Annotated in this window: 15 protein-coding genes; 5 read left to right on the top strand and 10 right to left on the bottom strand. The window is 68.2% G+C overall.

Annotation, left to right across the window (positions count from 1 at the left end):
- Positions 1–203: 203 nt before the first annotated feature.
- Positions 204–800, bottom strand: a complete 597-nt coding sequence (locus Q2100_RS23980; protein WP_407667680.1) for a M15 family metallopeptidase — start codon at positions 798–800, stop codon at positions 204–206.
- 192 nt (positions 801–992) lie between these two features.
- Between Q2100_RS23980 and Q2100_RS23975 the strand changes: the two genes are divergently transcribed.
- Complete coding sequence (locus tag Q2100_RS23975; protein WP_302916062.1) at positions 993–2,243, top strand: KasA/KasB family beta-ketoacyl-ACP synthase; 1,251 nt, start codon at positions 993–995, stop codon at positions 2,241–2,243.
- Between the two features lie 38 nt (positions 2,244–2,281).
- On the top strand, positions 2,282–3,217 hold the full coding sequence (locus tag Q2100_RS23970) for an NAD-dependent epimerase/dehydratase family protein (protein ID WP_302916061.1): 936 nt from the start codon (positions 2,282–2,284) through the stop codon (positions 3,215–3,217).
- On the opposite strand, the gene Q2100_RS23965 is transcribed toward Q2100_RS23970, so the two are convergent.
- Entirely contained in the window at positions 3,210–4,061 is an 852-nt protein-coding gene (locus Q2100_RS23965; protein ID WP_302916063.1) for a cyclopropane mycolic acid synthase family methyltransferase, read from the bottom strand. The two genes, Q2100_RS23970 and Q2100_RS23965, sit on opposite strands and share 8 nt — an antisense overlap.
- Positions 4,062–4,150: 89 nt before the next feature.
- Positions 4,151–5,083 carry a cyclopropane mycolic acid synthase family methyltransferase gene (locus Q2100_RS23960; protein ID WP_264012963.1) on the bottom strand — a complete coding sequence of 311 codons (933 nt, stop codon included), beginning with the start codon at positions 5,081–5,083 and terminating at the stop codon, positions 4,151–4,153.
- Between the two features lie 342 nt (positions 5,084–5,425).
- On the opposite strand from Q2100_RS23960, the gene stpK7 reads away from it, so the two are divergent.
- A complete protein-coding gene (gene stpK7, locus Q2100_RS23955) occupies positions 5,426–7,240 on the top strand; it encodes a serine/threonine protein kinase StpK7 (protein ID WP_302916060.1) in 1,815 nt (604 codons plus the stop codon).
- Positions 7,241–7,513: 273 nt separating this feature from the next.
- Here stpK7 and Q2100_RS23950 read toward each other — a convergent pair whose 3' ends face one another.
- The 6 genes from Q2100_RS23950 to Q2100_RS23925 are packed head-to-tail and all read right to left on the bottom strand — an operon-like array spanning position 7,514 to position 11,663.
- Positions 7,514–8,749: an oxygenase MpaB family protein gene (locus Q2100_RS23950; protein ID WP_302916059.1), complete on the bottom strand. Its 1,236-nt coding sequence runs from the start codon at positions 8,747–8,749 to the stop codon at positions 7,514–7,516.
- Positions 8,746–9,153, bottom strand: a complete 408-nt coding sequence (locus tag Q2100_RS23945; RefSeq protein ID WP_302916058.1) for a DUF2628 domain-containing protein — start codon at positions 9,151–9,153, stop codon at positions 8,746–8,748. Before Q2100_RS23945 ends, Q2100_RS23950 begins: the two co-directional genes overlap by 4 nt.
- Before the next feature lie 45 nt (positions 9,154–9,198).
- Positions 9,199–9,564, bottom strand: a complete 366-nt coding sequence (locus Q2100_RS23940; protein WP_302916057.1) for a nuclear transport factor 2 family protein — start codon at positions 9,562–9,564, stop codon at positions 9,199–9,201.
- Between the two features lie 31 nt (positions 9,565–9,595).
- Positions 9,596–9,982 carry a DUF2237 family protein gene (locus Q2100_RS23935; RefSeq protein ID WP_264012969.1) on the bottom strand — a complete coding sequence of 129 codons (387 nt, stop codon included), beginning with the start codon at positions 9,980–9,982 and terminating at the stop codon, positions 9,596–9,598.
- Between the two features lies 1 nt (position 9,983).
- Positions 9,984–10,457 (bottom strand): hypothetical protein, encoded by a 474-nt coding sequence (locus tag Q2100_RS23930; protein WP_302916056.1) that lies wholly within the window; start codon positions 10,455–10,457, stop codon positions 9,984–9,986.
- A gap of 48 nt (positions 10,458–10,505) precedes the next feature.
- Positions 10,506–11,663, bottom strand: a complete 1,158-nt coding sequence (locus tag Q2100_RS23925; RefSeq protein ID WP_302916055.1) for a N(5)-(carboxyethyl)ornithine synthase — start codon at positions 11,661–11,663, stop codon at positions 10,506–10,508.
- 248 nt (positions 11,664–11,911) lie between these two features.
- Here Q2100_RS23925 and Q2100_RS23920 point away from each other — a divergent pair, with 248 nt between their 5' ends.
- Positions 11,912–12,109 (top strand): hypothetical protein, encoded by a 198-nt coding sequence (locus Q2100_RS23920; RefSeq protein WP_264012973.1) that lies wholly within the window; start codon positions 11,912–11,914, stop codon positions 12,107–12,109.
- A 19-nt stretch (positions 12,110–12,128) separates the two neighbouring features.
- On the opposite strand, the gene Q2100_RS23915 is transcribed toward Q2100_RS23920, so the two are convergent.
- Positions 12,129–12,638, bottom strand: coding sequence for a DUF5994 family protein (locus Q2100_RS23915; protein ID WP_264012974.1), 510 nt, complete (start codon positions 12,636–12,638; stop codon positions 12,129–12,131).
- A gap of 314 nt (positions 12,639–12,952) precedes the next feature.
- Here Q2100_RS23915 and Q2100_RS23910 point away from each other — a divergent pair, with 314 nt between their 5' ends.
- Positions 12,953–13,156 (top strand): cold-shock protein, encoded by a 204-nt coding sequence (locus Q2100_RS23910; protein ID WP_264012975.1) that lies wholly within the window; start codon positions 12,953–12,955, stop codon positions 13,154–13,156.
- Positions 13,157–13,240: the final 84 nt, after the last annotated feature.

The following is a 13,240-nucleotide window of genomic DNA, read 5'->3' as shown; positions in this document are numbered from 1 at the left end:
TGCGGGTGCCACCGCGCACCCCGTGCCCGCCGGGTCATAGCACCCGGGCGGACCGCCGGCCGGGAACATCGAGGTCGCGGAGGCGACCGGAGCGACGGCGATCGCGGCGCCCGCCACGATCACCGGGAGACTCATTTTCAGCTGCGTCAACATGGCGCGGCTGTACCACGTCTGACTCGGTTCAAACCCATCGAACAGAACTTCTACGGCAGCTCGAAGTGCTGGTAGTCCTTGTGGCGTCGCCAGTACCCGCCCCAGGCCCAGCCGCGGTCGGTGAACGCGCGCACCGCCGGGTCGCCGTCGTGCAGCACGCCGGGGTCGGTGCGGCCCCGGTCCCGATAGGCTCCGGCGTTCGCCGGCTCGAACGCGCCGTCGCGGCGGACATACGGGTTGAACAGCGGATTGATGTCGACGGCGCGGCCGTACGCATGCGGCGACCAGCGCCCGGTGCCGGGGATGTCGCGGCAGTTGAACGCCGAGGAATTGTTGTCGGCCATCGACAGCTGATCGTCGGCGCCGGGGTAGCGGGCGGCGGTCTGCATCCGGGCGATCGGGTAGCGCAGCTGCTCGAGTTGTTCGAACACCGCGATGACGTCGGCGACGACGTCCTGATGGACCACCAGCTCACCGCTGTGGGTCCGGTCGTCCAGCCCGACGAACTCGAGTTCGACCCGCCGCAGAGCCTCCGGCCCGACGGGACACCCCGGCCGCCACGTCGCGCCGAGTTCGGTGGCGGTGACCGGGTGCACGGTGGCCGCCGCGGCCGGTGTCGCGAAGACCAGCGAGACCGCCAGGGTCACCGCCGCGGCCGGCGCGGTGAGACGGGTGCGGCGGCGTTCGGCGATCGGACCTGCCCTCCTGATCGGTGGCGTCGAGGCTACCCGCGCACTTCCTGTCAGGCGTTGCAGTGAACGCGTCCGTCGATAAAATTGACGGCAGCTCCGCCTCCATGACGCAACGACTCGACATTCGAGAGTGGGGGATCAGCAGGCATGGCACCGTTGAGAACCGGCGAGGGACTGCCCGACGTCGTCGTCACCGCCGTCGCCTCCACCACGGCGCTCGCCGCCGACGCGGAGGAGACCTGGAAACTGCTGCAGCAGGGCGGCAGCGGCATCCGCGCCCTGGACAGCTGGTTCGTCGGCGAGCTCGACTCGCCGGTCCGCATCGGCGGCCAGCTCGTCGAGGACTTCGACGAGCACCTCAATCGCGTCGAACTGCGCCGGCTGTCCTACATGCAGAAGATGTCGACCGTGCTGAGCCGCCGGCTGTGGCAGACCGCCGGATCGCCCGAGGTGGATGTGCGGCGCCTGCTGGTCTCGGTGGGATTGGCGCTGGGTTCGACCGAGGAGATCCTGCACGCGTACGAGGAGTGGCGGGTCAAGGGCATGCGGGCGGTGTCGCCGCTGGCGGTGCAGATGTTCATGCCCAACGCCCCGGCGGCGGCCGTCGGACTCGACCACAAAGCCAAGGCCGGGATCATCTCGCCGCTGATGGCCGACGCGTCGGGCGCAGGCGCCATCGCCCAGGCGTGGCGGCACATCATCCTCGGCGAGGCCGACGTCGCGATCTGCGGGGGAGTGGAGACGAGGATCGAAGCCGTTCCCGTCGCGGCGTTCGCGTCGGCGGGCATGCTCTCGACCGACAACGACGACCCGGCCGGCGCGTGCCGGCCGTTCGCGAAGAACCGCAACGGCACGGTGCTCGCCGAGGGCGGCGCGCTGCTGCTCATCGAGACCGAGGAGCACGCCAGGGCCCGGGGAGTCACACCGCTGGCCCGGCTGATGGGCGTCGGGATGACGGCGGACAGCTTCGACGCCATCCGTCACGACCCGACCGGCGAGGTCGCCGGTGACGCGATGGCCCGTGCCATCGACCTTGCGGGCCTGGTCCCGTCGGACATCGACCACGTCAACGCCCACGCCTGCGGGACGATCGACGGTGACCTCGCGGAGGCGTGTGCCATCCGACGCGCGCTGGGCGACCATGCTCCCGCGGTCTACGCGCCGAAGGCCGCGCTGGGCCATTCGCTGGGCGCGGCGGGCGCCGTCGAGGCGGTGCTCACGGTGCAGGCGCTGCGCGACGGAGTCATCCCGCCGACCCGCAACCACGAGCAGGTCGACCACGAGATCGGTCTCGACGTCGTCACCGGCGCACCGCGCGAGGGCGACTACCGCTACGCGGTGAGCAACTCGTTCGGTTTCGGCGGTTTCAACACGGCACTGGTGTTCGGCGCGATCTGAGCCGCCGAATCGGGTAATCCCGATGACATGGTGATCACATGACCGATGAGCAGAGCAGTCCCGTCGTCGTCGTCACCGGCGCAAACGGATTCGTCGGCGCACGCACCTGTGCAGCGCTCGCCGAACGCGGCGCGACCGTGCGCGCGGTGGTCCGCCGGGCAGGCGCCGCGCCGGCGATCGACGGGGTCGAGGAACGGGTCGGGGACTTCGGCGATCCCGACTTCGCGGCCGAGGTGGTCACCGGCGCGAGCGCCGTCGTCACCACCGTGCACCCAATGGGCACCGACCGCGACACCCAGCACCGGGTGGGTGTCGAGGGGACGCCGGTGATCGCCCGGGCGGCCCGTGACGCGGGCGTCGGCCGCCTCGTGCACATGTCGACCGCAGCGGTCTACGACCGGTCGCCGGGCGTCGGCGACGTCGATGAGTCGGCGGCATTGGTCGGCGACGACGCAGGCGACTATCCGGTCACCAAGCGCGACACCGACGCCGCGCTCGCCGAGGTCGACGGCATCACCCGGGTGCTGGTGCGACCACCGGCCATCCTCGGGCCCGGCGAGAGCTCCATCTGGAACACCCTGCGCCCGAACGACATCGCGAAGGACGAGTCCGCGCGCCGCACGGTCCCGGACAAGTCGTTCGCGTGGGTGCACGTCGACGACCTGGCAGCACTGCTCGCCGACCTCGCCACCGGCCGCATCGCGGCCGCCGACGATCCCGAACACGGGCCGGTGGACGGCGGGTGCACGGCGGTCAACGCCGCCGGCGGACCCGCCACCCAACGCGACTACTTCGGCACCGTCACCGAAGCGATTGGCGTCGAGCCGGCGTGGCAGGACGGACCCGCGTGGACCGGACAGATCGTCGCCGACCGGGCCCGCCGATGGGGGTGGACCCAGCGCGTCACGCTAGGGCAGGCCCTCGACGAACTCCGAAGCGGACTCGAGGCCTCGTCGCCCGGACCGACTACTTGACGAGCGTGAACTGCCCGACGTAGCTGACGTTGCGGTTGAAGAAGTCAGAGCAACCGAGCAGGTACTTCATGTAGCGGTCGTAGACCTCCTCGGAGGTCACCGCGATCGCCTCGTCACGGTTGGCCTCCAGCGCCTTGGCCCAGGTGTCGAGGGTGCGCACGTAGTCGGGCGTCAGGTCGTCGCGCTTCTCCACGGAAAAGCCTGCGGCGCCGGAGTATTCGACGACGTCCTCGTCGCACGGCACCGACCCGCCGGGGAAGATCTCCTTTGCGATGAACTTCATGAACCGCAGATCGCTCATGGTGATCGGGATGCCCATCTCCGGCCAGCGCTTGAGCGGGTGTCCCATGATCGTCTGCAGCACCATCCGGCCGTCGGCGGGCATGCTGCGGTAGCACAGGTCGAAGAAGGCTTTGTAGCGCTCCTTCGGGAAGGCTTCGAACGCCTCGATGCTGACGATGCGGTCGACGGGCGCGTCGAACTCCTCCCAGCCGCGCAGCAGCACCCGCCGCGACCGGTCGGTGTCGATCTCGTCGAGGATCTGCTGGCTGAGCGCGCGCTGATTGTGGCTCAGTGTCAGGCCGATGACGTTGACGTCGTGCTTCTCGACGGCGCGCTTCATCATGGCGCCCCAGCCGCTGCCCACGTCGAGCAGCGTCATGCCGGGCTCCAGGCCGAGCTTGCCCAGCGCGAGGTCGATCTTGGCCAGCTGTGCTTCCTCGAGCGTCATGTCCGCACGCTCGAAGTAGGCCGAACTGTACGTCCGTGTGGGGTCCTGCCACAGCCCGAAGAATTCGTTCGAGATGTCGTAGTGCGCCTGGACGTCCTCGTATGCGACCTTCATGTTCGAGCCCCCCGACCCGCTGTTCGTCACTCCGCCGTCCTCCATTCTCAAGATCATGACCTGTGTATAGCCCAACTTGCCTAGATCTGCTAAGCGGGCGCCTTCTCCAGGGTGAACTGAGCGACGTCGGTGTAGCCCTCGCGGAACAGGTCGGCACAGCCGTCGAGGTACTTGAGGAACCGCTCGTAGATCTCTTCGTTGGTAATCGCGATGGCCTCGTCCTTCTTGGACTCGAGGTTGCGCGCCCAGGTGTCGAGGGTCTTCACGTAGTGCGGCTGCAGGTGCTGCTCGCGGGTGACCGTGTAGCCGGCCTTGACCGCGTGCTCCTTGACCATCGACGCCAGCGGCAGACGGCCGCCGGGATAGATGTAGTCCATGATGAATTTGATGAACCGCACGCGGGACATCGTCAGCGGCAGGCCCTTGGCCTTGATCTCCTCATCCTCCGGGATGATGATCGTGTGCAGCATCTGCACGCCGTCCTCGGGCAGCCAGTCGTAGGTCTTCTTGAAGTAGTCGTCGTACTTGTTGAAGCCGAAGTGCTCGAACGCGCCGATCGAGACGATCCGGTCCACCGAGCCGCTGAAGTCCTCCCACGGCTGCAGGCGGACCTCCATGTTGCGCTTGCTGGTGGAGTTCGCGAACCAGTGGTTCTCGATGTGCTGCTTCTGGTTCTCCGACAGCGTCAGGCCGATGACGTTCACGTCGTACTTCTCGACGGCGCGCATGATCGTCGCGCCCCAGCCGCAGCCGATGTCGAGCAGCGTCATGCCGGGCTGCAGGCCCAGCTTGCCCAGCGAGAGGTCGATCTTGGCCATCTGGGCCTGCTCGAGGGTGTAGTCGTCCTTCTCGAAGTAGGCGCAGCTGTAGACCTGGTTGGGGTCCTGCCAGAGCTTGAAGAACTCGTTCGAGATGTCGTAGTGGAACTGCACTTCCTTCTTGTCCGAGCCGCGGGTCTGCGACGCGGACTTGGACAGCCACTTCGATTCGGCCTTGGGCTTTGCGCTGGTGGTGTCTGCCACGGGGGCGTCCTCTCGGTACTGGTGATCGGTACTCATGGTCGCGATGTCTTCTGCTTCCACACTTGGCTGCGACGATACGCCAGCGCAGGGCGGGTGGTTTCGCCTGTCACCAGCGCAGCAGTGCATCCGACTGGGTTGACGCACGGAACAATTGGGCCTCGGAAGGCAATTCGCGCCGCGGCGTGACCGCAGTCCGGCAAGGCCGTCGGGCGTGTCATGGCGGTCGCCCAGCACGCGGTGTGCGCGGGCGGTTTCCCGCGATATTGACGCTCCGGCTCAACACACTGGCAAACGTGCGGTAGGTTCGGTCGACACACCGATTGGACGCTGGGGAGTTGACCGGTGGAAGCAAGACCATTCGGGCACTACCAGCTGCAGAAGCTGATCGGCCGGGGCGGGATGGGCGAGGTCTACCAGGCCTTCGACACCAGGACCGACCGCGTCGTCGCGGTCAAGGTGCTGCCGCCGCATCTGGCCGAGGACGTCACCTTCCAGCAGCGCTTCCGCCGTGAGTCGCAGGCCGCCGCGGGCGTGAACGATCCGCACGTCGTGCCGATCCACGGATTCGGCGAGATCGACGGCCGGTTGTACCTCGACATGCGGCTGATCGACGGCCGCAACCTCGGCACCATGCTGGGTGAGAGCGACAAGCCGCTGGACCCGGGGTTCGCGGTGACGATCGTCGAGCAGGTGGCCTGTGCACTCGACGCCGCGCACGAGTCGGACCTCATCCACCGTGACGTGAAGCCGTCGAACATCCTGATCACCGATCGCGATTTCGTGTATCTGATCGACTTCGGTCTGGCGCGATCGGCGGGCGAGTCGGGGATGACGACGGCGGGCAGCACGCTGGGCACGCTGGCCTACATGGCGCCCGAGCGGTTCGAGGGCGGCAAGATCGACTCCCGCGTCGACGTCTACGCGCTGGCGTGCGTGCTCTACGAGTGCCTGACGGGTTCGCGGCCCTATCCCGCCGACAGCCTGGAGCAGCAGATCGCCGGGCACATGGTGTCGCCGGTGCCGAAACCGTCGGCGATCGATCCGCGGCTCGCGGCGTTCGACGACGTGATCGCCAAGGGGATGGCGAAGAAGCCGGCCAAGCGCTTCCAGACCGCCGGTGAGCTGGCGGCGGCGGCGCGCACGGCGCTGAGTGTGCCGGTGCGCACCACACGGTCCGGCAGGCATGCGGCACGGCGGCCTGCGACGGCGCGGCGACCGGTCGTGCCGCGGCGCAATGTGTCCAAGCGGGTGCTTGCGGTGACGAGCGCGCTGGTGCTGGTCGCGGCCGCAGGGACCTTCGGGGTGTGGCAGTGGCGGGGGTCGTCGAACGAGGCGCGGCCGGCCAGTGTCGCCGAGCCGACGGTGCCACCCGGACCGCAGCTGGGCGCCGTGCCGGAGATCGCGGCGACGGTGCCCGACGACATCAAGTCGACGGGCCGTTTGGTGATCGGCGTGAACACGCCGTATGCGCCGATGGAGTTCAAGAACGCCGACGGGCAGATCGTCGGCTTCGACGTCGACCTGATGAACGCGGTCGCCCGGGTGCTGGGCCTGGTGCCGGATTACCGGGACACCGCCTTCGAGAGCATCATCCCGTCGGTGCAGGGCGGCAGTTTCAACGTCGGCATGTCGGCGCTCACCGACACGACCGACCGTGAGCAGATGGTCGACTTCGTGACGTACCTGCAGGCGGGCACGCTGTGGGCGCAGCGGCCGCAGTCGTTCCTCGATCCGCGTTCGGCGTGCGGGCTGCGGGTCGCGGTGGCGTTCGGGACGCTGCAGGAGACCAAGGAGATCCCGAGAAAGAGCGACGAGTGTGTCGCGGCGGGGCTGCCGGGGATCGAGAAGGTCGTCTACACCAGCCAGGACGAGGTGACGGCGGCACTGGTGAAGGGCGAGGTCGACGCGATGTCGGCGGACTCTCCGGTGACGGGCTTCGCGATCAAGCTCAGCCGGGGCGACCTGGAGGCGGCCGGTGACGTGTTCGACTCGGCGCCCTACGGCTGGCCGGTCGCGAAGGACTCGAAACTCGGGGAGTCACTACGACTGGCGCTCGAGCACCTGATCGGCACCGGCGAATACCGCGCGATCGCGACGATCTGGGGTGTCGAGCGGGGGATGATCACCCAGCCGGTGGTCAACGGCGCGAGCGGCTGACCACCGCCGGGCGGGAGACGCTCTGCGTCAGCGCTTCTTGTTGTCGAACAGCGCTTCGGCCGAGGAGGCTGCGCGTGCCGCCTTGTCGTGCTTGGCCGCGCGTTTCTCCTTGAGCGACTTGCCGGACTTCTTGGTCATGGCTTGTCGGGGTGACTTGTCAGACATGGTCGGCCCTTTGTTCTGGGGGCCTGAGTGGTCCCGATCATTTGACCGTACCCCCCGAACGGGCCGATGGGGCCCCGGACACCGGGCCGGTTTCACCGGCGACCGCGCTCACCGCCGCAGCGGCGCCGCCGCTTCGAACGCGGCGGCCTTGCCCGACGACTGCCACACCAGCCAGCGCTCCCACCGCCGCAGATTCCAGCGCTGCCACCGCCGATCGAGGGCGGGTGAGACGCGGCGCGCGACCTCGAGGGCGACGATCAACGGGAAACGCAGCAGCAGCAACGCGATTCCAGGCAGCACCGACGGCAGCCGGTAGCGCGACCGGTTCCACGGCAGCATGTACAGCCCGAGGTATCCGGCCTGCACGCGGTAGTGGTAGTGCGCCCGAATCCGCTGCAGGCCTGTGTGAGTCGGCTTGGGGGCGAATGCCGGGACGAACGACTCGACGAGTTCGGTTCCGTTGTCGGCACTGTCGTAACTGCGGGCGGCGTCGGCCATGAACAGGATCCGCCAGGCGTCGGCGACGGTCTCGGGGAAGTAGCCGTCGCAGCGCACCCCCACCAGGTGTCCGCAGTACCGGTTGAAGTGCAGCACGGCCCGCATCTCGCGGGGCGTGGTGAGGTGGCCGAGCAGGAACAGCCCGAACGCGGGCGCGACGCTGCCGCCCAGCAGGGTCAGCAGCATCGCCGACTGGCTGATCGGCAGGCCCCAGCGTTCGGCGTTCCACTCCGGATGCTTGCGAACCCGGTCCCGCACGCTGACGTGCATGATGCGCACGTGCAGAGAGATGTTGCGGCCCAACGATCCCGGGGTCAGGATGGCGCCCGGCCGGCACACCTCGATCCACCACCGCGACGTCTCGAGATACCGGTGCAGGGCGCGGTCACCGGCGTAGCCGCCTGACAGCGACAACGGCACCGCGAGCCAGCCCTCGGTGTAGGTGTCGTTGGTGCCGGCGTTGCCGAGCGCGCCCAGTGCGTAGGCCCAGCGGCGCCACACCGCCGCGCCCTCCTCGACGAGGTCCGGGTCGGCCCAGTCGGGGAGGCGCTCGAATTCGTCGAACAGTGCGCGCATCGACGCGGGAGCCTCGGGCACCCGGTCGATGCCGTCGCGCTGGGCCCGCTCGACCAGGTCGCGTGCCTTCCTGGCGCCCAGCTCGCCGTGGTAGGTCTCGGCGACGAAGCGTTCGGCGACCGGGTCGCCCTCGTTCAGCCCGGCGATGAACCTGTCGGCTGTCGCATCCGGCGGCAGGAGGTCGAACCCGGTGAGCCGCCGTACGCGGTTCCGCAGCCGGAGCCGGCCGCCGTCGGCGGGCGGATAGCGGAACGCGCTCGGGCCGGTCACGATGCTCGGCGGCCCTGACCTTCGAACGGATTCCACGACTCGCTGTTTCGCATCACGTGGAGGTAGTAGGCGTAGTTCGCGGTGCTCATCGCGATCGCGGGCACGACGAAGTTGATGGCACGGTCCACCAGCTCGGGCAGCTCGACTCCGTAGGCGAGCGCCCCCAGCGCCACTCCGATGCCCAGCAGCGTCAGCCCCTTGCGCCAGATGCCCTTGATGAAGAAGTAGATCGGCCCGAACAGGAACGCCAGGAAGTTGGTGCCGATGCGCAGCTTGGTGCCGAACGGCAACGCGCGGTAGGCCTCGCGCCCCTGCGGCGTTGACGTCGGCCCGTGGGCGTGAAAGAACGCGAACCGGGGCTGCCAGGCCTGCGGCAGGTCGGCGAAGTCGGGCGGGGTGGCCATGGCTGGCAAGTCTAGGGCCGCGGCTCGCGTGCGCCGCGCACGCTTCTACTGCTGCGGGGGGATCAGCACCGTGTAGAGGTCGGTGATGACGCCGTCCTTGACCAGGGCGGCGTCGAAGCCGGCCATCGCGACGTTCCCGTCGGCGGTGACCAGTTGCCACGCCAGGTGGCCGAAGCCGGGGAGTGCGTGCACCGGGCCGGCGGAGACGAACTGGAGGTCACCGAGGTTGCTCTGCAGCGCAACGCATTTGGCTTCGAGCGCGTCACGGCCGGTGCTGACGCCGTCCTCGTCGGTCCAGCGGACGTCGGCGGCGTAGGTGCGCTCGATCGCCGCGCGCCGGCTCGTCTCGTCGCGTTCGTTGAACACCTCGAGCAGGTTGGCGATCATCAGCTCGTCGACGGATGAGGGCATGGGGTACTCCTTCGAGTGGGCAGGGTGAGGCTCAGAGGTCGCCGATGTGGTCGGGGACGTCGACGGCGTGCTGCTGCAAGATGTCCAGCGCCACCAGCGCGAGCGTCGACTCGTGCGTCGCGGCCAGCACCACCGGCGCGGCGCAGCCGTCCTGGTGGGCCAGCATCCAGTTGCGCGCGGTGACGCACCAGCGGTCGCCCGGGCTGAGGCCGGGGAAGCGGAACTCCGGTCGCGGCGTCGACAGGTCGTTGCCGATGGACATCTGATGGTCGAGGAACTCGCGGCTCATCACCGCGCAGATGGTGTGCACGCCGACGTCTTCCGGGCCGGTGCTGCAGCAGCCGTCCCGGAAGAATCCGGTCATCGGGTCGGTGCTGCATTCCTGCAGCGGGCCGCCGAGAACGTTGCGATCGGTCACGTCAGCGGGCCGGTGTCAGCCGGATGACGGCGATGCCGAGGCGTTGCGCGGCTTCGGTGAACTCCTGCAGCGAGGGGACCTCGTCACCGGGGAACTTCAGGCCCATCGTGCGCTGTGCCTTCTTGGCGCCGTAGGACTGGGCGGCGCGGTGCACCAGGTCGGCGACGGCGGAGGTCTCGGTGATCAGCTGGCCCTGCATGGCGGTCGTCTTGCCGCCGTAGGAGACGTCGGCGGGAGCGCCGTCGCGGAAGTTGTGCTTCCAGCCGGCCTCGAGGATCACGTAGAGGTCGCCGTCGATGTGGTGGGCGCTGACCGGGACGGCGAAGCGCCTGCCGGTCTTGCGGCCGTTGAACCCGACGAGCATGAACTCCTTGAGCGCGGCGCCGAGCGGGGAGCGCAGCGCCAGCCGGAGGCCGCGGTTGACGACGTTGAGGACGGCTTGCGGCGGGTGGGCGACGTCGATCGCTTCGGGCATGGAGTCACGGTACGACCGATCGGCGCCGGCGGCGATTGTTCGGACGACTCAGCTCGACCGCACCGGGTGCGGATACTCCTTCTCGCGGTCCTGGAACGCCAGGATCGCGGGGTTCTGCACAACGCCGTCGCGGATCTCGATGGCGCGGCGGATCGTCGCGCTGTCGGCCCAGGCGTCGGGTCCGGCGAGCACCGTGTCCAGGTGTGGCAGCAGGGCCTCGCTGATCTCCCAGGTCGCCGAGTTCCACAGGTAGGACGGGCTGTGGTCGACGGCGTAGTACAGCAGCCGGTCGCCCATCTCGAGGATCGGATCGGCGAACGAGGTGGGTTGGGCCCAGGAGAACCCCATGCCCGCGTCGCAGGAGACGTCGATGATGAGGCTGCCGGGCGCGAACGACGGCAGGTCGTCCTCGGTGACGAAGACCAGTGGCTTCTCGGGATTCTGGAGCACGCAGTTGACGACGATGTCGTTGTCGGCGAGGAACCGGGCGACCGGGATCTCGCCGTGCTCGGGGGTGTCGGCCCAGGTGTGGCTCGGGTCGTTCTCGTCCTGGCCCATCTGGACGATCTGGGTGCCCGGGATGGGGGAGCCTACGGCGGCGACCTCGCGGGTGGTGAGGACGCGCACGCCGTCGACGCCGTGGGCGTTGAGTGCGGTGACCGCGCCGCGGGCGGTGGCGCCGAAGCCGATGACGGTGGCCTGCAGCCGCCGGCCGTAGGTGCCGGTGACACCGGCGAGCGCCATGGCGTGCAGCACCGAGCAGTAGCCGGCGAGCTCGTTGTTCTTGTGAAAGACGTGCAGCCCGAATCCGCCGTCGGCCTGCCAGTGGTTCATCGCCTCGAAGGCGATCAGCGTCTGTGTGCGGTCGATGGCGATCTGGGTGAGCGCGGTGTCCTGGACGCAGTGCGGCCAGCCGAGGACGATGGCGCCGTCGGCGAACTCCGCGAGATCCTCGGCCTGCACCTTGGGCAGCAGGATGATGTCGCATTCAGCGACGATCTCCTCGCGGCTCTTGACGCCGCCCACCAGTTCGGCGAGTTCGGCTTCGGTGGCGCCGAATTCCTCGCCGTAGCCGCGCTCGAGCACGATGCGGGCCCGGAGTTCGGGTTCGATCCGGCTCAGGTGCGCTGGGTGAAGGGGTAACCGGCGCTCGTCGGGCTTACGGGAATGGGCCAGCACGCCGAGTGAAAGTTGTTGTTGGCCCATGCCGTTACCCTACCCCGCAGCGGAAACAGGCGTAGCGTCGTGGTAACGGGCAGCTCGATCTCGAGCGAATCCGTCCGGCTACGAGAGAAGTCCGATGACTTCGCCCACCGTGTGTCATGCGTCCTGATTCGCCGACGACACGATTCTGAGACTCCGCGTGTGCCTGTTGTTGCGTTGTGCGCGTGTGTGATTGACCCATTCCCGCCCGGACGGCCCGTACGCCGCCGGCTGATCCGGAGGTTCACCCCATGACCGTGAAAGTGACGCTGCCAGACGGCGCGACCGACAAGTACATGCGTTTCGGCGACGCGTACGTCAAGCATCACGACGGCACGCTGGACATCTGTCGCACGGGGGCGAAGCCGATGTCGTATGCCGCCGGGGACTGGTCCGACGTGGAGGGCGACGAGCGGACGAGGAAGGTGCGCCGGTTCTGGCGCTCCTGATCAGTCCTTGGTGACTGACTCAGTCCTTGGTGTCGACAGCCGACGTTTTGGTGCGTCCGGCCAGGGCCCGCTGCGCGCATTCGGCGCGGGCGTTGCGAACCACTTCTTCGGCGGTCCGGCATGCCGAGGTGTCGGCGTGGCCGTACTCGATCGGCAGCGAGGCGGCGTGCCGCAGCACCATCACGGCCAGCGCCCGGGTGGTCCTCGACGGCACGACCAGCAGGTTCGCCCGTCCCTGCTTGCCGGTGATGGTGATGACCCGCTGCTGGCGGATCCGCGCACCGGGCAGCGGGACCTTCCCGCCGAAGGGCATCGGATTCAGGTCCGGTGCGCCCTGCAGCGACGACCAGTTGACGTCGAGGTCGACGATGTCGCCCAGCCGGGTGGTCAGCGCCTCGATGAGGTCGGGCAGTTCGCGGGCGATCGACGCGGTGTAGGGCCACCACGCGCCGTCGAGATAATTGCCGAGCTCCGAGGCGAGCGTGAGCCGGATGGGGTTGTTGGACCCACGCCGGTCAGTCGCGCTCACAACGACGAGTTCAGTTGGCGGACAATGTATTTGTGTGCGTACACCATGGCCGGTGTCCTCGCTTCCAGATCGATCCGGCGCGCGAGAGTTACGGGCGTCGAGATGCGAATCGGTTCGGACGGCGTCACAAACCGTTCACATTCAACGGTACACGGCGGAGTAGTCGCGCGTAACCGGCACGCGGGCGGAATCGCCGGGTACGCACGAATTTCGTTGATTCGCAGAAAAAGACGATGGCAACGCTGGGCGGCGGGCGTGCTACCCTTGTGTTGGGTGTGTTCTGCATCCAGTCAATGAGAGAATGTGAAAAGCGTATGGCACAGGGAACTGTGAAATGGTTCAACGGCGACAAGGGCTTCGGTTTCATCGCCCCGGACGGTGGCGCGGCTGACGTGTTCGTCCACTACTCGGAGATCAGCGGAAGCGGATTCCGGTCGCTCGAAGAGAACCAGCGTGTCCAGTTCGAGATCGAACAGGGCGCCAAGGGACCTCAGGCTGTCGGAGTGACGGCGGTCTAAACGAGCTTCAAGTACGTCGTGGGCTGGTAGGGAGACCTACCAGCCCACTTCTCTTTTTCTGGGGTGGTTCCGGGATGTTCAAAC

Source organism: Mycolicibacterium arseniciresistens (assembly GCF_030519285.1).
Classification (GTDB): Bacteria; Actinomycetota; Actinomycetes; order Mycobacteriales; family Mycobacteriaceae; genus Mycobacterium; species Mycobacterium arseniciresistens.
Note: the sequence above shows the minus strand (reverse complement) of the source record. Positions and strands in the feature narration are given on the sequence as shown.